This window comes from Streptomyces sp. CNT372 (assembly GCF_000377145.1).
This window is the reverse complement of sequence record NZ_KB897777.1, coordinates 504,178-523,240: the sequence shown is the minus strand read 5'-3', so window position 1 is coordinate 523,240 and position 19,063 is coordinate 504,178. Positions and strand designations below refer to the sequence as shown.

The following is a 19,063-nucleotide window of genomic DNA, read 5'->3' as shown; positions in this document are numbered from 1 at the left end:
CCTGGGAGTTTTTTGCATATTTGCCCCAAAGTTGCAGAACGGCTTCGGTCAGAGCTGCCAGCGCGGATCGTGGCTCGTTGGGGGAGTCCTCTCCATGACTGGTGACCTGGCGTTCACCGCGGCTCGCTGTCCCACGGCCCACTTCTCCTGGACAACGTCGCCTGCTGTCCTCACCTCAGCCACCACTTACCCCGCTCCCATCCCGTCCGCCGTCGACCCACACACCGTGGAGCGGGCGTGGTTCAGGGCGTCCAGGTGGAGCGCGCCACTGTACGAACGACCTGGACGCCCTGAACCGCGTCTGCTCGGCTCTGCCTGGGTCGATGGTGGACGGGATGGGAGCACCCCGCGCACGCCACTACCGGCCCGCGGTCGGCGACGGTGCCCCCTCTATCCCGGTGCCGGCCGATCCCCCGCCGGAGGCATCGCCTGTGACCGCAGGTCGTTCTGTGCGGTGCTCGCCTCATGGCCTTCGGCCCTACCCATCAGTGGGCGCGCGTCGGCGCAGCGCGGGCGGAGCGGGCCGAAGGCAGGAGCGGCGCCCGGAGCGGAGCCGGGAAGCGCGCCCGGCGGAGCGGAGCGCAGCCGGGGCTTGATGAGGTAGAGAAATCTGTAACAAGATCGGCTAGCTGACCGCGCTCCGCTCGGCCAATCCGCGAAGGGATTCCGGAACACGAGGTTCGGAGAGCTGGACCAGATCGCGAATGACCCCGCGGGCCAAGTGGTGATCGTGGATCTGTTCCGGCGCCAAAGCCTCGGCTTCCAAGAGTGCGGCTGTGGCCTCGCCGACGTGTCGCCGCTGCGCGTGCGCTCGCGCCACGTCAAGAAGGAAACGTGACTGTCGCTCCGGTGAGAGACCTGATGCGTCGACCTGCTGGGCCACCTCCAGGGCAAGCCCCGCGTCTCCCAACTCGACCGCCGTGCTCACCGCGTGGATCTCAACGTTCGTCGGACCGAACTCCGTGTCGAAGTCGTTGCGGTCCTCCCCCAATCGCGCCGCGATCCCGCGCGCTCGGTCGATGTGCTCATGCGTCCCGCTCCGGTTCCCCTCCCTCGCGTTGATCACCGAGAGAACGAGGTTCATAGCGCCCAACAGCGACAGCTCCTCGGGTGGGCACCCGGGGGCTTCCGCCCTGGGCGCCATGACTGCCACGGCGGACTTCGCTGCCTGCTCGGCCTGTTCCATGTGCTGTTGCCGCATGAACGCGTGCGCCATGCGGAACAGGCTCGCGACAACCTCCAGCGGCTGACCTGCAAGCTCGGCGGCCTGTAGCGCCCGGTCGGCCGCGACCCATGCCGCATCGGCTTGGTCCTGCCGGGTGAAGCTCGCCGCTGCCACCTGATAAGCCTTGGCGCGGAGGGCGTGAAGTTCCGTGCGATCGCTCGCCGGCGCGTGGCGTACCGCTGCCTCAATGCTCGGCAGCAACTGGGCAAGGTGCTCACTCAGTGCCGCGTAGCTCGAAGCGTGTGCGAGGGTCCAAGCCTCCTCCACGCGCTGACGGAAGTCGGAGAGGGAGGGAACCGGTTCACCCGACGACTCCTCGAACAAGCTGCCCAAGGCTGGATGTCCCGTGAGGGCGACGCGCAGCCCTTCAAGGTCGTTGCTCCTCTCGAGCTCCTCGGGCTGGATCGGCTCGGCCGGCGCGGCATCCGGCCGCACGTCGCGCACGGACACGTTGAGTGCGTCGGCAAGGGCCTGAAGGATCGACAGCCTTTCGACGGGCTGCACCCCTCTCTCGACCTGCGAAACCCAGCTCTCCGAGCGCCCCATGGCGGCGGCAAGGTCGCTCTGCGACATGCCTGCATCACGGCGCAGTTCCTTGATCCTTTGACCGAGTGCCTTGGTGTCGGCGCCTGTCATGCCTCTGCCCCGGTCGGATACTTGCCGGCGTACGGCTGGAGCCGGTCGACCTCGGTCTTCTCGACGTACTTGGTGCGCTCCGCGAGGAAGTGGCGCGTGTGGGGCTGACGCTCGTGCTCCTCGAACGCCTCGCGGTCGGCGTACAGCTCGAAGAAGATCCGCTCATTGGGTGCGCCCTCGACCTCGTGGCACGCGTACACGAGTGTGCCGGGCTCGTAAGCCTGTATGCCCGCTGCGGTCTCCCGGATCAGCGCGTCAAACGCCTCGCCTGCACCCTCGCGAAGAGTGAAGCGTACAAAAAGCCCATAGTTGGCCATCTCTCCTCCTTCTCGTCGCATCCAGTCTCGCAGAGGCAGACTTTTACTGCTAGTCACAGGTTTTCTGTTGACTCGCAGTTTTTCTGCGAGTAGCTTCGATGGTGTCGGAAAACAAGGCGCCCCGGGCTACGTGCATCCGCCAAGATCACAACGCAGCCCGGGGCTGATCCCTCAAGGGGAGGCTCCATAATGCCGTCCTTCAAGATTGACACTTCGTCCGCCGTGGTGTTCGTGGCGACCGCGCCGGTGCCGAAGCTGGCGAACGCCAAGACCGGTGAGCGGGCGCTGGACCGGGAGACCGGCGCTGCGCTGTCGACCGTGGGCCTGCTGGTCTCGGACGAGGGGGAGGGGAACCTCTACCAGGTGACCATCCCGGAGACGGGCTACCCGGAGGGTCTCCAGCCGGGCATGCCGGTCAAGGTCATCGGACTCAAGGCCCGTGACTGGGAGAACGAGTTCAACGGCCAGAAGCGGCACGGGATCTCCTTCCGCGCGGTCGCGATCACCCCGGCGGCCTGACCATGAGCGACTGGACGTTGTGGCTGGAGGCCACGGGGGCGTTAGCGGGGGCCGGCGGTGTCGGCTACGCCAAGGCTCGGGCTCCGCGCGTGTACTGGTCGACGGTGGGTCTGCCGCTGACGTGGGGCCGGTTCGCCTGGTCCTACCGCTCCACGATGGACGTGTGCGGCCTGACGGTGCAGCCGACCGGCCTGCGTGCCTTCATGACGCGCAACCTGGCCCGCCGTGAGGTGCGGCCCGTGCCGCCGAAGGTCCGCCGCATCCGCCCCACCTCGACCGGGCTGCGCGTCACACTGCGCCTGCCGGCCGGTCTGGAGCCCGCGGACGTGGCCGCGTCCTGCGAGCGGCTGCGCCACGCTTTCGGTGTCCAGTCGGTGACCGTGTCGGAGACCAAGCCGGGTTATGTCGAGCTGCGGATGACGGGCTACGACGTGCTGCGCCGGGTCCGTCTGCCGCGTAAGGCTCAGCCTCGTGACCTGGTAATTCCGGTGGCGCTGCGGGAGGACGGCACGGTCTTCGAGCGGGACTACCGCAAGGTGCCGATGGCGCTGACCCTGGGGGCGAACTCGTCGGGGAAGTCCATGTACCAGCGCAACCTGGTCAAGGGCCTAGCGAAGCTCCCGGTCGGCCTGGTCGGGATCGACTGCAAGCGCGGTGTCGAGCACAGCCGGTACCTGCCCCGGTTGTCGGCGCTGGCCACCGATGCGGACATGGCCGGTCGCCTGATAGACGCGCTGGTGCTGGAGATGAGCGACCGGTTCGATCTCCTCGCCCTGCACGGAGTCTCCGACATCTGGGACCTGCCCGAGGAGCTGCGGCCGGTGCCGTTGGTCGTCCTGATCGATGAGGTGGCGGAGCTGTTCTTCGTGACCTCGAAGAAGGATGAGGCGGCGCGGGACCGGACCGTCATGCAACTGGTGCGGCTGGGGCAGATGGCCCGCGCGGTCGGGATCTACCTGGAGGTGTGCGGGCAGCGTTTCGGCTCCGACCTCGGCCGCGGTGCGACCGCGCTGCGGGCTCAGCTCACCGGCCGTGTGGTGCACCGCGTCAACGACAAGCAGACGGCGGATATGGGCCTGGGCGACATCGCCCCGGACGCGGTGACGGCGGCGACCTCGATCCGGGTGGACCGTCCCGGCATCGCGGTGGCCGGTGACACCTCCGGTGGCTGGTCCCGCATCCGCACCCCGGAGACCACCCCGGCGGAAGCGGCGGCCATCTGCAAGGAGTTCGCCCACCTCACCCCAGATCTGCCGTTCCTGGCCCCGTTCCGCCCGCACGCCCGGACGGTGCCGCCGATGCCCACCGTGCCGCCGCTGGTGAGCCCGCAGACCTGATCCGGAAAGGGGGATCGCTCATGGCTCCGCGTAAGGCCAGCAAGCCCCGTATCCCGAAGTGCCCGGACTGCGACGGCAAGGGCGAGATCGCCGAAACCGTCCGGGTCGGCCCCCGCAAGGGCCGTGCCACCGAGCACCGGCAGGCGGCCATGTGCCTGACCTGCTTCGGCTCCGGTGATGCACCCACCACCGAGTGAACCCGCCGGGGTCGGGGCGGCACATGACCCCCGCCCCGCCCCGGCTCGACCCCGTGAACGGAGGTGAGGACGTGTTCCGCTCGATCCGCATCGATGCCGTGCTTATCCAGGCCGTGATCGCCGGTGCCCTGTCCTTCGCCCACCTGCACGACCTCGCCGAAGCGGCTGGACAGTCCGGCTGGAAGGCGTGGGCCTACCCGGTCTCCGTCGACCTGCTGTTGGTGGCGGCCTGGCGTCGACTCCGCAGCGCTCGCCGGGACCGCTCGGCCTGGACGTGGTTCGTCATCGCCCTGGTCGCCTCCCTCGGCGCGAACGTCGCGACCGCCGGACTCCTCGACCTGGCCAACGTGCCCGCTTGGCTGCGCATCCTCGTCGCGGGCTGGCCCGCGCTGGCCTTCCTCGGCGGAACCCTCCTCGTCCACCAACCCACCGAACCCACACCGACACCGGCACCCGTGCCCGCGGCTGCCGCCGATCCCGCGCCGGTCATCGACCGCCCCGCGGCACCCGAACCGGCCCCGGAGATCTCCGTACCTGAGCCCGCCCCGGCCCTGCCGAAAGCCACCGCACCCGCGGTGCCCCCGGCGCTGGTCGACCACGCACGCAAGGTCGCCACCGAACACCGCGCCCGCACCGGGACCGACATCGACACCGCCACCCTGCGCGCCCGCCTCGGCATCCCGGAAGACCTCGCCGGCGCGATCGTCGCCCAAATCGCCTGAAAGGAGGTGACCAGATGCGCCCGAACCGCTTCTACGACGTCATCCGCATCGGCCCCGTGCAGGTCGGCACCTTCAACAACGGCCGCGGCCAGACCCGACACACCGCCGCCTGCACCGCCCCGAACTGCGGCTTCTCCACCGAGCACCGCGACCGCTCTGCCGCCGAACTCGCCGCCCGAACCCACCGCTGCACCTGAGAGGAGGACACCACCATGCAGCTCCCCGAAGACCAGATCCGCGCCGGTCACATCCCCGCCGACCTCTACCGGCAGATCCCGCCCGGCACCGACCTGCGCCGCGTCGTGATCGTGCAGGAAGCACCCCGCTCCTACACGGGTCCCATCGTCCTGACGCTGGTCGTCGTCACGGGGTCGGTCGCGGTGCTGCTGGTGATCGCCTTCGTCGTCCAGGTCGTCGCCGGCGCCGCCGTCGCGGTCCTGTCGGCCACCGGCGGACTCAGCTACGCCATCAACCGCACCTCCAAGACACGGAAGGGCAAGTGACATGGGCTTCTTCAACCGCAAGAGCAACGACACCCCGGCTAACCCGCAGATGGCCGAACTCGGCCGCGAATACGCCATCGCCCAGCGCCACGGCGACCGCAAGACCGTGAAGCGCATCAACCGGCAGATCGGCCAGACCGGCATGAACGGCGACGACCGCGCCTCCTTCGAGCAGGGCCGCGCCGCCTACGACGCCCTCCCGCCGGTCAACCCCCCGCGTCGCCGCAACCGCCGACGCTAACGCCCTCCGGGGCGGCCTCTACCGCCAAGTATCCGCCGCCCCGGACGGCTCCACCCATCCAGATCCAACGGACCCGAAAGGGAAGCCTCATCATGCCCCAGCACGCCCAGATCACGCGCGTCTGCCGCGACTGCGACGGCTTCGCCACCGCCGCGATCACCACCGGCACCCGCCACCGCGACGGGACCCGCACCACCCTCCGCGTCACCTGCCCGGCCTGCAAGGGCACCGGCACCACCGCCCCCGCTGCCGTCGTCCGGACGGGGCGGTGACCGCCGTGGGACTCCTCGACTGGCGTTCGCCCGAGCACTTCGACCACACGGGCGACAAGCCGTGCGTCCTTTGTGACAAGCCCACCCCGCTCCGTTCCGACCGCGGCAAGCCCGTCCACAAGGTCTGTGCCGAGGACTGGATGGACCGTCACCCCGCCACGGAGGACGACGCGTGACCACCGCCACCGCCGCGGCGGGCCTGGACCCGGCCACCCTCGCCGACTTGCTGAGGCTGGCCGGGTCTCCCGGCTTCGACCGCATCCAGGAACAGATCCGCCGTACCGGCGGCTGCACCGACCCCATCCGCCTGACCGGCTCGACCGTCACCCGCGACGCCACCACGGGACAGGTGCTGCACTCCTACTCCACCGACACCGAGCCCGGCGGAGTCCTGCGCGTCGCCTGCGGCAACCGCCGCGCCTCCCGCTGCCAGGCCTGCGCCTGGACCTACGCGGGCGACACCTACCACCTGATCCGCGCCGGCCTCGTCGGCGACCCCGCCAAGGGCACCCCCGAGACCATCCGAGACCACCCGCGCGTGTTCGCCACGCTCACCGCGCCCTCGTTCGGCCCGGTCCACAACCGGCCCGGCAACCGGCCCTGCCGCTGCGGCACCCACCACGCCGAAGACGCCCCCGAGCTGGGCACACCGCTCGACCCCGACACCTACGACTACGCCGGCGCGGTGCTGTGGAACAACCACGCCTCCGAGCTGTGGCGCTACTTCACGATCTACCTACGCCGGGAGATCGCCAAGCGGGCCGGACTCACCCAGAAGGCCGCACGCGAGCAGTCACGGGTGTCGTTCGGGAAGGTCGCCGAATACCAGAAGCGCGGGGCCGTGCACTTCCACGCCGTGATCCGCTTCGACGGCCCGGCCGGCCCCGACGACCCGCCACCGGCGTGGGCCACCCTCGACCTGCTCACCGACGCCATCCAGGCCGCTGCCGCCCGCGTGGAAGTCGACGTACCCCCGTCCGGGGACCAACCGGCCCGCACCCTGCGATGGGGCACACAGCTCGACGTACGCCCGATCCGCGCCTTCGGCGACGGCGAGGACATCACCGAGCAGGCAGTCGCCTCCTACGTCGCCAAGTACGCCACCAAAGCAGCCGAGACCACCGGCACCGTGGACCGCCGCATCGGCAACAAGGAAGCCCTGGTCCTCCTCGACGTCCCCGAGCACCCGGCCCGGCTCATCGCCGCCTGCCTCGACCTCCACCCGCTCTACCCGGACCGCAAGCTCCGCGACTGGGCCCACATGCTCGGCTTCCGCGGCCACTTCTCCACCAAGTCCCGCCGCTACTCCACCACCCTCGGCGAACTCCGCCAGACGCGCGCCGACTACCGCGCCGCCCAGCAACGCGCCGCCCTCGGCCTGCCCGACCCCGACGACGAGGAAGCAACCACCCTCACCCTCGCCCACTGGACCTACGCAGGCCACGGCCACACCCCCGGCGAATCCTGGCTCGCCGCCAACATCCGCCGGGACATCCAGCACAACCGCGACACCGCCCGCGAGGAACTACCCGCCCTGCTCGACCTGGAAGGAACCGCTACATGACGACGGCTGTGATCACACGTAAGTGGTACACCACGGCAGAGGTCGCCGAGATGCTCGGCTTCAGCCTGTCCAAGACCAAGATGCTGGTGCTCACCGGAGAGATCCGCTCCGTCAAGATCGGCCGCAACCGCCGCATCCTGCCGGAGTGGGTGGACGAGTACATCCAGCGCGTCACCGCCGACGTCACCGGGTGGTCGGCATGAGCGGCAAGCGCGGCAACGGTGAAGGATCGATCTACCCGTACAAGAACGGCTACGCGGCCTACGTCTGGGTCACCAAGCCGGACGGCAAACGGGCTCGGAAGTACGCCTACGGCAAGACGCGTGAAGAGGTCCACGAGAAGTGGCTCAACCTCCACGCGGAGGCCAAGCGCGGGCCGGTGGCCACCCGGCATCCCACGGTGGGCGCGTTCCTCTCGTACTGGCTGGACTCGGTTGTGAAGCCGAACCTGGCTCCCCTGTCGTACGTCTCGTACGAGGGCTCCGTCCGGCTGTACATCGCTCCGCACCTCGGATCAAAGCGCCTCGACCGGCTCACGGTCCGGGATGTTCGGGAGTGGCTGACCAAGCTGTCCACGGTCTGCCAGTGCTGCGCCCAGGGCAAAGACGCGAAGCGGGAACCGTCCCGCCGGCGGTGCTGCGCGATCGGGGAGTGCTGCGAGTCGTACCCGTCCCGTCGCGTGATCCAAGCCGCCCGTGATGCCCTGCGGGCCGCCCTGACTCACGCGGTCGCCGAGGAACTGATCAGCAAAAACGTGGCCTCGCTGGTGAAGGTGCCCAAGCCGCGGCGCCGCCGGATCAAGCCCTGGTCCGTCGCAGAGGCGAGCCAGTTCCTCACCGATGCCGCCGCGCGCGATGACCACCTCTTCGCAGCGTGGGTCCTGGTGCTCTGCCTCGGCCTCCGCCGGGGAGAGGTCTTGGGGCTGACGTGGAAGTCCGTGGACTTCGAGCGAGGCGAGCTGTATGTGGACCACCAGATCCAGCGCGCCGGGCGTCAGATACTGCACCGGGAGACCAAGACGGAGGACTCCGACGACTTTCTTCCTCTGCCGGCACTCTGCCTCAAGGCGCTGCGGATGCGTCGTGCTCAGCAGATCGGGGACCGGAAGGCTGCCGGGGAGCTCTGGCAGAACAGTCACGATCTGGTCTTCACCACGAAGTACGGCACGCCGATCGAACCGGGCAACCTGACCCGCATGTTCGCTCTGCGCGCTCGTCGCGCCGGACTGCGGGAGATCCCGCTCCGGAACACCCGGCACACGTGCAGCTCGCTCCTGGTGGCTCTCAAGGTCCACCCGAAGGTGGCGCAGCGCATCCTGAGGCACTCGCAGATCGCCATGACGATGGAGGTCTACGCGGAGGCAAGCGAGGAAGAGGTGCGGGCCGCGATCGGCAAGCTGTCCGACGTGATGGGAGGCAGCGGCACCGACTAGTCGAAGCCGCTTGCTGTACTTCGCTGCTGTACGCCCCTGAACGCCAGAGGCCCCGGATCTCTCCGGGGCCTCTGATCTGTGTGCACTCGGCAGGATTCGAACCTGCAACCTTCTGATCCGTAGTCAGATGCTCTATCCGTTAAGCTACGAGTGCTTGTGCTTCTCGGGCTTTTCTGCCCGGTCGGCGTTGCGGGAACAACATTACATGACCTGCGCCGTCAGGCGAAATCCATTAGGTGCACCCCGCCTGACCTGCACAAACACCCGAACAGCCCACTCGTGTGGCAGCACGCCGGCCGGCTGGGCGGTGAGCCCGGGAACGACCGAAGCCCCGGCCGTGGGGCCGGGGCTTCAGCAGGTGGGGCGGAGGCGGAGGGATTTGAACCCTCGATGGGCTTTAAGGCCCAAACCGCATTAGCAGTGCGGCGCCATAGACCGGACTAGGCGACGCCTCCAGCACACTCGCGCGAGCGGGTGGTGCGTGCAGATGATGACACAGCCGCGTGGCCTGCCACCAATCGCCCGTCCACGGTACTAGGCCGCCGGGCCGGAGGGCAAAGGCGTTGCGGTTGCGCAACGCCGGGGCGTGCGCAGCGTTAGAGATGCCGGGGCCCCCGGGCCCCCGCCGGTCCCCCTGATCTCCCAGGAGCTCCTGATGCTGCGCCGCCTCGTCCTCACCGCCGTCGTCTCCGCCGCCGCCCTGGGCGCGGCCGTGCCCACCGCCGGGGCGGTCTCGGACCCCCTGCCCCTGCCGCCGCTGCCCTCCCTCGGCCTGCCGGACCTCACCGGGCCGGTCCCCGAGGCGGCCGGCGGGCCCGGCGCCCCGGCCGAGGAGGCACCCGACCGGCTCACCGTGGTCGTCTCGCAGACCGGGAACACCCGGACGGACGGCAGGTACGAGCTGGAGTGCGACCCGGCCGGCGGCACGCACCCCGCCGCCCGGTCCGCCTGCGACCGGCTGGACCGGCTCGCCGAGGAGGGCCGGGACCCGTTCGCGCCCGTCCCCGAGGGCCAGATGTGCACCCAGCAGTTCGGCGGGTCCGCGACCGCCCGCGTCACCGGCACCTGGCAGGGCCGGCCGGTCGACGCCGCGTTCGACCGGTCGAACGGCTGCGAGATCGACCGCTGGCGCGCCCTGGAGCCCGTGCTGCCCAGCACCAGGTAGCCCGGCACCGGCTGAGCGGTACCGGCGGAACACCTTCGGCACACAACCTTGGTGAGAGCTCCCCCTCATCCACCGTCCGGCCGCGCCCCCTGCGCTTAGACTCCCTCAGTGACAGGTGGTGGCCCGAGGGGCAAGATGGGTCCGGCTGTCCGTAATACGCAGTAGGTCAGGGAGGAACCGTCGTCGTGAGCAGCAGGCCATCCCGAGGCGCTGCTCGCCTCGCCGCGATACTCGACGCGCTCCCCGACGGGCTCGTCCTCGTCAACGCCAACGGCACCGTCGTCAACGCCAACACGATCGCCCTGGAGCTCTTCGAGACGCCCGGCACCGCCCTCGTCGGCCGGGGTCTGCTGGACCTGGTCCCCGGCTTCGACTCCCGGCTGATCCCCGGCTCGATGCGCCGGCCGGACACGGCCGACGCCCGTGGCCGGACCAAGCCGACCCGGATGATCGCGCGCCGCACGGACGGCAGCGAGTTCCCCGTCGAGGTGACGAGCGCGAGCCTGGACGGCCGCGAGGCCTACGACTCGGCCGGCGGCTACACCGGCGACGAGCTGCTGATGCTCGTCGTGCGGGACCTGACCGGCACCGTGGACACCGAGGCCGAGCTGGCGCGTTCGCAGCGCCAGACCGAGATGATCCTCCGGGCCGCGGCGGAGGGCGTCGTCGGCACCGACACCGACGGCCGGGTGGTGCTGGTCAACCCGGCCGCCGCGCAGATCCTCGGCTTCCGCGCCAGCGACCTCGGCGGCCGGGAGCTGCACCCCCTGATCCTGCACTCGCGTGCGGACGGCGAGCCGTTCCCGTACGAGGAGTCGCCGCTGGCCGACACCCTCAAGTCCGGCCGCAAGCACCGGGTGCGCGGCCAGGTGCTGTGGTCGAAGAGCGGGGACAGGGTCGCCGTCGACCTGACCACCGCACCCGTCCGCGACGGGGACCAGCTCGTCGGCGCGGTGATGACCTTCACCGACCGCCGCCCCTTCCAGGAGCTGGCGGACAAGCACAGCGCGGAGCTGGCCGCGACCACCGAGCGCCTGGAGAAGGAGCTCGCGGAGACGACCGAGCGGCTGGAGGGCGAGCTCGCCCGGACCACCGAGCGGCTGACCGGCGAACTCACCGCCGCGGCCGAGAAGCACGAGGCCGAACTGGCCGACCGGTCCGACCGCTACACCGCCGAGCTGGAGGCCGGAGCGGAGCGGTACGCCGAACTCGCCGCCCGCCACGCGCAGCTCGCCGCCGTCCTCGGCGGGTCCCTGCGCGGCCCGCTGGAGGAGCTCCGCGCCGAGCTGAGCACCCTCGCCGCCGACCCGGCCGGCCAGCTCTGGCCCGAGGCCAACCAGATCCTGCACCACTTGGCCGCCGGGTACGCGCGGATGACGACCCTCGTCGACAACGTCCTCGGCTACCAGCGCCTCGACGCGGGTGCCGAGCACCTCGCGAAGGCCAAGGTCCTGCTCGACGGGGTGGTGGCGGCCGGTGTCGAGGGCGCGATCGAGCTGATCGGCCCGGGCCGGGTGCAGTTCGCGGTACACGCCCCGCCGATCGAGGCCGAGGTCGACGGCGTCCGGCTGGCGACCGCGCTGGCCCACCTCGTCGCGGACGTGGCCGGGGTCGACTCCACGGGCAAGGCCCGGGTGGTGCCCGGCGGCGGCTACGTGGACTCCACGATCGTGGTCGCGGCGGCGCAGCGCGGGGACGTGGTCCGGATCGAGGTGCGCGGGCCGTTCACGGGCGGCGACCCGGTGCACGAGCCGATCGTTCGCGGGATCGTCCGGGCGCACGGCGGGGTGCTGCAGACGCACGAGGTGCCGGGCGCGGGCGGCAGCGCGTATGTGCTGGAGGTGCCGCTCGGCGAGGGCGCGGGCACGGTCGTCCCCGCTCCGGAGGCGGGCGTTCCGGCCCTGCCCGCGCAGCAGTCGGCCACACCGGCGGGCCCGGGGCCGGTGCCGGGTGCCGGTGGGACGTCCGGTGGCGGGCGCCGGCGGGCGCGGCGCGCTTCTACGGACGCGTTCCTGGAGAGCCCGGTCGCGGCCGAGGACCCGGTGGCCGCGGTGCCGACCGGGCGGCGGCGGGCGGCGGCGGCGAAGGACGGGATCCCGGCCCAGGAGGCGCCGGGCGGCGCGGTTTCCGGTCCGCTTCCCGGTGCCGGCCCGGTTCCCGGTGCCGGGCCGGTTCCCGGTGCTGGTGCTGTGCCCGCTGCTGGTGCCGGCCCGGTTCCCGGTGCTGGTGCCGTTGCTGTGCCCGGTCAGGGTGACGGCGGTACGGGGCGGCGGCGCGGGCGGCCCAGTCCCGCCGAGGCCGCCGCCGTCGAACAGCCCGCGGAGGGCTCGGTCGTGACGGCCGCCGAGGGCGCGAACGGGCGGGCCGCGTTCGGCGAGACCGTGCCGCCGCAGGGCGTCCCGGTGGACGCGCGCGGACTGGCCCCGGCCCCCACGGGCCGACGGGCGCGCCGCGCGGTCGAACCCGCGCGCCCCGGGCTGCCGGAACTCGCCGCGGCGCCCGCGCCCGGCGGACCGGATGAGCCGGCCGCGGCGCAGGCCGGGCAGGCCCAGCAGCCGACCGGGCGCCGGGCGCGGCGCGCGCTGGCCGCCGCGCCGCCCGCGGAGGCGGAGGCCGCCGCGCGGACGCCGTTCGCCCTGCCGCCGGCCGAAGCCGACAGGGGCCCGCAGGCGGCGGCCGGGACCGAGGCCGGGACCGTGGAGCAGGGTGTTCCGGCGCCGACGGGTCGGCGCCGGGCCGTGTCCCTGCCGCCGGACCGCACGGCCGAGGCCGGCCGGACTCCGGCGGACGGGGTCGTCTCGGGCGGGGTCGTGTCCGACGGGGTCGTGTCGGACGGGGTGGCGGGAGTCGCGGGCGTCGTCCCCGTGGCGGACCAGGCGGGTACCGGGGTCCCGGACGGCGGGTACGCAGGCGCGGCGGGGCCGGTGGCCGCCGCTCCCGCCCCGCACGGCGGCGGCGGCGCGGTCGACGGTACGCACGGCGGGCACGGCCAGGGCCTGGCGGAGGGCGCGCCGGGGACCGGCCCCGAGGGCCCGAGCGGCGTTCCGGGTGCGGGTCCGGGCACGCTTCCGGATGCCGTTCCGGCCGGTGGGCAAGGTGCGGTGGCACCCGCCACGGGGCAGGCCCAGGGTCAGGACACGTCCACCGGGCAGCCCGGTCAGGACGAGGCCGCTGCGGCGAACGGGCCGGACACCGGATCGGTGTCCCTGCCCCTGCCGCCGCAGCAGCCCGCGCGCGTCGCCCAGCCGCTCCCCGCCGAGGAGCCCGTCGCGGCGGACTCGACGCAGGGGAGGGCGTTCCGCGTGCGCACGCTCGGGCAGGGCGTGCCGTTCGCGCAGCACCTCACCCAGCAGCAGAACCAGTCCCTCGGCTCGGGCCGCCGGCGGAAGCTGTCCACCCGGCCCGACAGCGAACTGCCCCCGGGCGCGGCCGCTCCCCGGCCGCAGCCGCAGGCCGCGCCTTCCCCCGCGCCCGCGGCACCGCAGGGTCCCGCCACCGGGCAGACCCCCGTCCCCGGACAGGTTCCCGGCCACGCCCCCGCCCCGGACCGGACACCGGCCACCGGTACCGGTACCGGTACCGGTACCGGTACCGGTCAGACTGCGGTGCCCGGTCAGGTCAGCGGCACGGCGGGCGGCTCCCTGCTGCCCGCCGACCGCTCCGAGGGGCGGGCCTACGCGATAGGAGCGCCCGACGAGGGCGCGGAGGGGCCCGAGCCGCTGGACGGCCCCGGTGGCGCAGTGGAGGTGGCCAACCGTCCGCAGCCGCAGCCCGTGGACGACGAACTCCCGCCCGAGCCGCTCGACAACCCGCGGCGGCTGCTCGTGTGGCCCGCGCCCGACGTCTCGACGCAGCAGGCGCTGAGCGACCGCGGCTACCGTCCCGTCGTGGTGCACTCCCGCGAGGAGGTCGACGCGCAGATCGCGGCCTTCCCGGCCGCCCTGTTCGTGGACCCGCTGACAGGTCCGATCACCCGGACCGCGCTCCAGTCGCTGCGGCAGGCCGCCGTGGCGGCCGAGGTCCCGGTGCTGGTCACGGCGGGGCTCGGGCAGGCGACGCGGGAGGCCGCGTACGGCGCGGACCCGGCCGTGCTGCTCAAGGCGCTTGCGCCGCGCGACAGCGAGCAGCACCCGTCGCGGGTACTGCTGATCGAGGAGCACGAGGAGATCGCGCTCGCGCTGACGGAGACCCTGGAGCGGCGCGGGATGCAGGTCGCGCGGGCGGCGGCCGACGCGGACGCGGTCACCCTGGCCGGGCAGATGCGGCCCAACCTGGTGGTCATGGACCTGATGCAGGTGCGCCGCCGGCGGGCCGGGATCATCGACTGGCTGCGGGCGAACGGGCAGTTGAACCGGACGCCGCTGGTCGTCTACACCTCCGCCGGTCTCGACCGCTCCGAACTGCCGCGCCTCGCCTCGGGGGAGACGGTCCTCTTCCTCGCGGAACGCTCCACGAGCAACGAGGTCCAGGCCCGCATCGTCGACCTGCTGGCGAAGATCGGCACCACCTGACGGACCGGGCGCGGACGAGGACGGGGACCCGGCCCGAGTGCCGGGTCCGAGTGCCGGGTCCGGGTCCGGGTCCGGGACGAGCGCACACGACGCGGGGCCGGCGGTACGGACACCGCCGGCCCCGCGCTTCCGCCACCCGTCGAAGCCGGGCGACGCCACCCGTCAGAGCCGGGTGACGTCCAGCTCGCCGTCCGCGTACTGGCGGCGGATGACCTTCTTGTCGAACTTGCCGACGCTCGTCTTCGGCACCGCCTGGACGAGCGACCAGCGCTCCGGCAGCTGCCACTTGGCGATCTTCCCGGCCAGGAACTCGCGCAGCGTCTCGTAGTCCGCCGTCGCCCCCTCCTTCAGGACGACCGTGGCCAGCGGGCGCTCGCCCCACTTCTCGTCAGGGACGGCGACGACCGCCGCCTCGGCGACCTCGGGGTGCGCCATCAGCGCGTTCTCCAGTTCGACGCTGGAGATCCACTCGCCGCCGGACTTGATGACGTCCTTCGCCCGGTCCGTGAGAGTCAGATAGCCGTCGGGGCTGATGACGCCGACGTCACCGGTCTTGAGCCAGCCGTCCGCGCTGAACTTGTCCTCCGGGCGGAAGTCCTCGCCGCCCGCGCCGCCGTAGTAGGCGCCGGCGATCCAGGCACCGCGGACTTCCAGTTCGCCCGCGGACTCGCCGTCCCAGGGGAGGATCTCGCCGGCGGGGCCGATCAGCCGGGCCTCGACGCCGGTGGGGAAGCGGCCCTGGGTGAGCCGGTACGGCCACTCGTCCTCGGCGGAGAGGCCGGCGGGCGGATGGGCCATGGTGCCGAGCGGGGAGGTCTCGGTCATGCCCCAGGCGTGGCAGAGGCGCACACCGAGCTTGTCGTACGCCTCCATGAGCGACGGGGGACAGGCCGCGCCGCCGATGGTGACCTGCTTCATCGAGGTCAGGTCGCGCGGGTTGGCGGTCACCTCGGCGAGCAGCCCCTGCCAGATGGTGGGGACGGCCGCGGCGTGCGTGGGCCGCTCCCGCTCGATCATGTCGGCGAGCGGAGCCGGCTGGAGGAAGCGGTCCGGCATCAGCATGTTGATGCCCGTCATGAAGGTGGCGTGCGGCAGGCCCCAGGCGTTGACGTGGAACTGCGGGACGACGACCAGCGAGGTGTCCGCCTCGGTGAGGCCCATCGACTCGGCCATGTTGACCTGCATCGAGTGCAGATAGATCGAACGGTGCGAGTAGACGACGCCCTTGGGGTCGCCGGTGGTGCCGGAGGTGTAGCACATCGCGGCCGCGGAGCGCTCGTCCAGCTCGGGCCAGTCGTACGTGGTGGGGCGGCCCGCGATCAGCTCCTCGTAGTCGTGGACCTGGGCCTCGGTGTCCGCGAGCAGGGAGCGGTCGCCGGGGCCGGCGACCACGATGTGCTCGATCGTGGGCAGATGGGGCAGGAGCGGGCCGAGCAGGGGGAGCAGGGAGCCGTTGACGATCACGGCGCGGTCGGCGGCGTGGTTGACGATCCAGACCAACTGCTCCGCGGGCAGGCGCAGGTTGAGGGTGTGGAGGACGGCGCCCATGGACGGGATCGCGAAGTACGCCTCGACATGCTCGGCGTTGTTCCACATGAGGGTGGCGACCCTCTGGTCGGCGTCGATGCCGAGCTCGTCGCGCAGGGCGTTGGCCAGCTGGGTGGCCCGCCGGCCCACCTCGGCGAAGCTGCGGCGCTGCGGCTCGGGCTCGCCGGTCCAGGTGGTGATCTGCGACTTCCCGTGGATCGTCATCCCGTGGTGAAGGATGCGGGTCACAGTCAGCGGTACGTCCTGCATGGTGCTGAGCACGGCGTCCTCCCGGTGGGCGCTGGCGCTACGTTGCGACAAGGTGGGAAGATTCTGCGCACATACCGTTCGGTATGTCACTACCCGGGGGTAATGAATCGACGCACATCACCGCGCAATACCGCGCAGCAGCGCTCAGCACCGCGCACCACCCGCGGAACCATCCGGCCGTCGAGGGCGCGCCCGCCCCGGCGGCCGGGTGAACGTGCGGGTCAGCGCACGGGTGTCAGTTCCGGGTCCTCGCGGAGCTTGCCGAGCGCCCGGGACACCGCGCTTTTGACCGTACCGACGGACACCCCCAGGACCTCGGCCGTCTGGGCCTCGCTCAGGTCCTCGTAGTACCGCAGCACGACCATCGCCCGCTGCCGGTCGGGCAGCTTCATGACCGCACGCCACATCGCGTCGTGCAGCACCTGCCGCTCGGCCGGGTCGGCCGTCGGCTGCGCCTCCGGCTCCGGGATCTCGTCGCAGACGAACTCGTCCACCTTGCGCTTGCGCCACTGCGACGTGCGGGTGTTCACCAGGGCGCGGCGGACGTACCCGTCCAGGGCCCGGTGGTCCTCGATCCGCTCCCAGGCGACATACGTCTTGGTGAGGGCGGTCTGCAGCAGATCCTCGGCATCGCACGGGTTCGCGGTGAGCGAGCGCGCGGTGCGCAGCAGTACGGGCCCCCGCGCCCGTACATACGACGAGAAGGAGGTGTAGCGCGTGTACGACGGCACCGGTGCGGCGACCTGGGAGGCACTCGTACAGACTGGCGTGGTCATGCCTCAACGCTAGAAGCGCCCCCGCCCTCGCGGATCGGCCCCAGGGACCGAAGCCGTGTCCCCCTCAGGTTGTAGGGCCGAACAGGGCCGCACCTCCTGAAGGTGGAGGGTCCTCTCAGGGGCCTCCACCGGCAAGCCGCGAACGCGCGGCCTCCGGAACTCCCGCACCCCCTCTCCCCGCATCCTCTCTTCCCGCACCCCTTCTCCGGCCGGCCTCCCACCCCCTCCGGACGCCCCGCCCGGCACTGCGCCTGTCCGGCGGTGCCCCAACACCGCCGGACCGGCGACCACTCCCCTTCCCCCGGTCCCCCCTCTTCCCTTCAGCTCCCCTCGGTCCGCTTCCCCTCCCGGTGCGCCGCGCTCCCCACGCATCCCCTCCGCCCCCTCGGGCCGTCCGCCCCGACGACTCCCCGGGCAGCGATGGACGGCGACCTGTTCCGGGGACGCGGGCCTCGCGCCGTACGACTCCGGTCACCACGACTGCTGTCCATGCCTTCGCCTCTCCTTCTCACTTCTCGATCCAAACGGAACAAGTGCCCTCACTTTCCGGGCGGTTGGCCGACCGCTCCGGATCACTTCACCGACGTCGCACGATCAGAGCTGCCCGCCCCGAACCCGGCGAATCCCCCGCGAGAGCCGATTCACGCGCAAGCGTGATGACTTATCGATAAACCCCCTGCGCATACTTTTCGCACCTCTTTTCGCACCCGCTCTCGCGTCTGTTTCCACACGAGTCACCACCACGGCCATCCCGCCCCCCTTCCCTTCCTCGAACGTATGTACGAAAATGACCCCATGGCCATCTCCGACCGGCAGTCCGCCACCCTGGCCCTCGCCCACGCCCTCACCGCCGCCGAGCGCGGGCTCCCCGTCATCCCCCTCACCCCGGCCAAGCTCCCCGCCCTCCGCTCGCCCCACCGCGACGACCCGGAACCCTCCTCCTGCCGGGGCGAGTGCGGCCGCTACGGCCACGGCGTGCACGACGCCACCGCAGACCCGGCCGGCGTACGCGCCCTCTTCGCCGCCGCGCCCTGGGCCACCGGCTACGGAATCGCCTGTGGCCGGCCGCCGCACCGGCTCATCGGCGTCGACCTGGACACCACCTCCCAGCAGACCGACGCGATCACCGAACTGCGCCTCCTCGCCCTGCGGCACCTGTTCACCATCCCCGACACCGTCACCGTGCTGACCCCGAGCGGCGGACGGCACCTCTGGCTGACCGGCCCGCCGGGAGTGACGGTCCCCAACTCCGCGAGCAGGCTCGCCCCCGGCATCGACATCCGCGGGGCCGGCGGCTACCTCGTCGGCCCCGGGTCCGTGACCGCCCACGGCGCCTACCGCCTGGCGCCCGGCAGCGCGGACCTGCCGCCCGCGCCGTGCCCCGACGCCCTCCTCCGCCTGATCGCGCCACCGCCGCGCCGACGGCCCCCTCCGCCCGCCCACGGGCCCCGGCCCGCGGACTCCACCCCTCCGGCCGCCGCCCAGGGCCAGGGACTGGTGCAGTTCGTCCTCGCGGCCCGCGCAGGGCAGCGCAACACCCGCCTGTTCTGGGCCGCTTGCCGCGCCTACGAGCACGGCTTCGGGGACGCCCTCTCCGACGCGCTCACCGACGCGGCCGTGCGGGCCGGACTCCCCGAGCGGGAGGCACGGGCGACGATCGCCTCGGCGGCCCGGCTGACCGGACGCCCCCGTCCATGACGCTCACCTGCGCGGGGCGACACCGAACCCCCGCCGGCGAGACATGGATCACAGAAAAAGCGCCACATCAGAGGCAACTGCGCTCCCTCGTCCGCTTTGTTCACCACCACCCGCTCCAAGGCGCCCATACGCCCCGGTAATCACCTTCCGC

The 19,063-nt window shown here is 72.0% G+C and carries 19 protein-coding genes and 2 tRNA genes; 15 read left to right on the top strand and 6 right to left on the bottom strand.

Translation table 11 applies throughout. The features are described from left to right. Nucleotides 1-625: 625 nt before the first annotated feature. Together C593_RS0104915 and C593_RS0104910 are read right to left on the bottom strand one after the other, a co-directional pair. Nucleotides 626-1,861: a helix-turn-helix domain-containing protein gene (locus C593_RS0104915; RefSeq protein ID WP_026277359.1), complete on the bottom strand. Its 1,236-nt coding sequence runs from the start codon at nucleotides 1,859-1,861 to the stop codon at nucleotides 626-628. Further along, the gene (locus tag C593_RS0104910) at nucleotides 1,858-2,178 is read right to left on the bottom strand and encodes an antibiotic biosynthesis monooxygenase (RefSeq protein ID WP_018846196.1); all 321 of its coding nucleotides are present in this window, start codon (nucleotides 2,176-2,178) and stop codon (nucleotides 1,858-1,860) included. The genes C593_RS0104915 and C593_RS0104910 overlap by 4 nt, the downstream gene beginning before the upstream one ends. A gap of 189 nt (nucleotides 2,179-2,367) precedes the next feature. Between C593_RS0104910 and C593_RS0104905 the strand changes: the two genes are divergently transcribed. From C593_RS0104905 to C593_RS0104850, 12 genes are all read left to right on the top strand, one after another. Beyond that, nucleotides 2,368-2,697, top strand: coding sequence for an SCO3933 family regulatory protein (locus C593_RS0104905; RefSeq protein WP_018846195.1), 330 nt, complete (start codon nucleotides 2,368-2,370; stop codon nucleotides 2,695-2,697). Nucleotides 2,698-2,699: 2 nt separating this feature from the next. Beyond that, entirely contained in the window at nucleotides 2,700-4,034 is a 1,335-nt protein-coding gene (locus C593_RS0104900; protein WP_026277358.1) for an FtsK/SpoIIIE domain-containing protein, read from the top strand. Between the two features lie 20 nt (nucleotides 4,035-4,054). Beyond that, on the top strand, nucleotides 4,055-4,231 hold the full coding sequence (locus C593_RS33250; RefSeq protein WP_018846193.1) for a hypothetical protein: 177 nt from the start codon (nucleotides 4,055-4,057) through the stop codon (nucleotides 4,229-4,231). Nucleotides 4,232-4,302: 71 nt separating this feature from the next. Beyond that, nucleotides 4,303-4,953 carry a DUF2637 domain-containing protein gene (locus C593_RS0104890; RefSeq protein WP_026277357.1) on the top strand — a complete coding sequence of 217 codons (651 nt, stop codon included), beginning with the start codon at nucleotides 4,303-4,305 and terminating at the stop codon, nucleotides 4,951-4,953. Between the two features lie 14 nt (nucleotides 4,954-4,967). Next, nucleotides 4,968-5,150 carry a mobile element transfer protein gene (locus C593_RS0104885; protein WP_018846191.1) on the top strand — a complete coding sequence of 61 codons (183 nt, stop codon included), beginning with the start codon at nucleotides 4,968-4,970 and terminating at the stop codon, nucleotides 5,148-5,150. Between the two features lie 15 nt (nucleotides 5,151-5,165). Further along, a complete protein-coding gene (locus C593_RS0104880) occupies nucleotides 5,166-5,456 on the top strand; it encodes a hypothetical protein (protein WP_018846190.1) in 291 nt (96 codons plus the stop codon). A 1-nt stretch (nucleotide 5,457) separates the two neighbouring features. After that, nucleotides 5,458-5,697, top strand: a complete 240-nt coding sequence (locus C593_RS0104875) for a hypothetical protein (RefSeq protein ID WP_018846189.1) — start codon at nucleotides 5,458-5,460, stop codon at nucleotides 5,695-5,697. Between the two features lie 92 nt (nucleotides 5,698-5,789). After that, nucleotides 5,790-5,969, top strand: coding sequence for a hypothetical protein (locus C593_RS0104870; protein ID WP_018846188.1), 180 nt, complete (start codon nucleotides 5,790-5,792; stop codon nucleotides 5,967-5,969). Further along, complete coding sequence (locus C593_RS0104865; RefSeq protein WP_018846187.1) at nucleotides 5,966-6,145, top strand: hypothetical protein; 180 nt, start codon at nucleotides 5,966-5,968, stop codon at nucleotides 6,143-6,145. Before C593_RS0104870 ends, C593_RS0104865 begins: the two co-directional genes overlap by 4 nt. Continuing rightward, nucleotides 6,142-7,533 (top strand): replication initiator protein RepSA, encoded by a 1,392-nt coding sequence (gene repSA / locus C593_RS0104860; RefSeq protein WP_018846186.1) that lies wholly within the window; start codon nucleotides 6,142-6,144, stop codon nucleotides 7,531-7,533. Before C593_RS0104865 ends, repSA begins: the two co-directional genes overlap by 4 nt. Further along, nucleotides 7,530-7,736, top strand: a complete 207-nt coding sequence (locus tag C593_RS0104855) for an excisionase family DNA-binding protein (protein ID WP_018846185.1) — start codon at nucleotides 7,530-7,532, stop codon at nucleotides 7,734-7,736. Before repSA ends, C593_RS0104855 begins: the two co-directional genes overlap by 4 nt. Further along, nucleotides 7,724-8,965 (top strand): site-specific integrase, encoded by a 1,242-nt coding sequence (locus tag C593_RS0104850; RefSeq protein WP_018846184.1) that lies wholly within the window; start codon nucleotides 7,724-7,726, stop codon nucleotides 8,963-8,965. The genes C593_RS0104855 and C593_RS0104850 overlap by 13 nt, the downstream gene beginning before the upstream one ends. An 81-nt stretch (nucleotides 8,966-9,046) precedes the next feature. Here C593_RS0104850 and C593_RS0104845 read toward each other — a convergent pair. Together C593_RS0104845 and C593_RS0104840 are read right to left on the bottom strand one after the other, a co-directional pair. Then, a tRNA-Arg gene (locus tag C593_RS0104845) sits at nucleotides 9,047-9,119 on the bottom strand. Between the two features lie 210 nt (nucleotides 9,120-9,329). After that, nucleotides 9,330-9,420, bottom strand: a tRNA-Ser gene (locus C593_RS0104840). Nucleotides 9,421-9,620: 200 nt separating this feature from the next. On the opposite strand from C593_RS0104840, the gene C593_RS0104835 reads away from it, so the two are divergent. Together C593_RS0104835 and C593_RS0104830 are read left to right on the top strand one after the other, a co-directional pair. Continuing rightward, nucleotides 9,621-10,130 (top strand): SSI family serine proteinase inhibitor, encoded by a 510-nt coding sequence (locus tag C593_RS0104835; protein ID WP_018846183.1) that lies wholly within the window; start codon nucleotides 9,621-9,623, stop codon nucleotides 10,128-10,130. Nucleotides 10,131-10,315: 185 nt separating this feature from the next. Then, nucleotides 10,316-14,641 carry a PAS domain-containing protein gene (locus C593_RS0104830; protein WP_018846182.1) on the top strand — a complete coding sequence of 1,442 codons (4,326 nt, stop codon included), beginning with the start codon at nucleotides 10,316-10,318 and terminating at the stop codon, nucleotides 14,639-14,641. A 162-nt stretch (nucleotides 14,642-14,803) separates the two neighbouring features. Here the strand turns inward: C593_RS0104830 and C593_RS0104825 are convergent, their stop codons facing one another. Together C593_RS0104825 and C593_RS0104820 are read right to left on the bottom strand one after the other, a co-directional pair. Continuing rightward, nucleotides 14,804-16,450: a long-chain fatty acid--CoA ligase gene (locus C593_RS0104825; protein ID WP_018846181.1), complete on the bottom strand. Its 1,647-nt coding sequence runs from the start codon at nucleotides 16,448-16,450 to the stop codon at nucleotides 14,804-14,806. Nucleotides 16,451-16,659: 209 nt separating this feature from the next. Next, nucleotides 16,660-17,214 (bottom strand): SigE family RNA polymerase sigma factor, encoded by a 555-nt coding sequence (locus tag C593_RS0104820; RefSeq protein ID WP_026277356.1) that lies wholly within the window; start codon nucleotides 17,212-17,214, stop codon nucleotides 16,660-16,662. Between the two features lie 795 nt (nucleotides 17,215-18,009). Here C593_RS0104820 and C593_RS0104815 point away from each other — a divergent pair. Continuing rightward, on the top strand, nucleotides 18,010-18,912 hold the full coding sequence (locus C593_RS0104815; protein ID WP_018846179.1) for a bifunctional DNA primase/polymerase: 903 nt from the start codon (nucleotides 18,010-18,012) through the stop codon (nucleotides 18,910-18,912). Nucleotides 18,913-19,063: the final 151 nt, after the last annotated feature.

Excerpts from the sequence above, each read along its gene's own strand:
- C593_RS0104915 (WP_026277359.1), bottom strand. The coding sequence starts at position 1,861 with ATGACAGGCGCCGACACCAAGGCACTCGGTCAAAGGATCAAGGAACTG.
- C593_RS0104910 (WP_018846196.1), bottom strand. The coding sequence starts at position 2,178 with ATGGCCAACTATGGGCTTTTTGTACGCTTCACTCTTCGCGAGGGTGCA.
- C593_RS0104905 (WP_018846195.1), top strand. The coding sequence starts at position 2,368 with ATGCCGTCCTTCAAGATTGACACTTCGTCCGCCGTGGTGTTCGTGGCG.
- C593_RS0104900 (WP_026277358.1), top strand. The coding sequence starts at position 2,700 with ATGAGCGACTGGACGTTGTGGCTGGAGGCCACGGGGGCGTTAGCGGGG.
- C593_RS33250 (WP_018846193.1), top strand. The coding sequence starts at position 4,055 with ATGGCTCCGCGTAAGGCCAGCAAGCCCCGTATCCCGAAGTGCCCGGAC.
- C593_RS0104885 (WP_018846191.1), top strand. The coding sequence starts at position 4,968 with ATGCGCCCGAACCGCTTCTACGACGTCATCCGCATCGGCCCCGTGCAG.
- C593_RS0104880 (WP_018846190.1), top strand. The coding sequence starts at position 5,166 with ATGCAGCTCCCCGAAGACCAGATCCGCGCCGGTCACATCCCCGCCGAC.
- C593_RS0104875 (WP_018846189.1), top strand. The coding sequence starts at position 5,458 with ATGGGCTTCTTCAACCGCAAGAGCAACGACACCCCGGCTAACCCGCAG.
- C593_RS0104870 (WP_018846188.1), top strand. The coding sequence starts at position 5,790 with ATGCCCCAGCACGCCCAGATCACGCGCGTCTGCCGCGACTGCGACGGC.
- C593_RS0104855 (WP_018846185.1), top strand. The coding sequence starts at position 7,530 with ATGACGACGGCTGTGATCACACGTAAGTGGTACACCACGGCAGAGGTC.
- C593_RS0104835 (WP_018846183.1), top strand. The coding sequence starts at position 9,621 with ATGCTGCGCCGCCTCGTCCTCACCGCCGTCGTCTCCGCCGCCGCCCTG.
- C593_RS0104820 (WP_026277356.1), bottom strand. The coding sequence starts at position 17,214 with ATGACCACGCCAGTCTGTACGAGTGCCTCCCAGGTCGCCGCACCGGTG.
- C593_RS0104815 (WP_018846179.1), top strand. The coding sequence starts at position 18,010 with ATGGCCATCTCCGACCGGCAGTCCGCCACCCTGGCCCTCGCCCACGCC.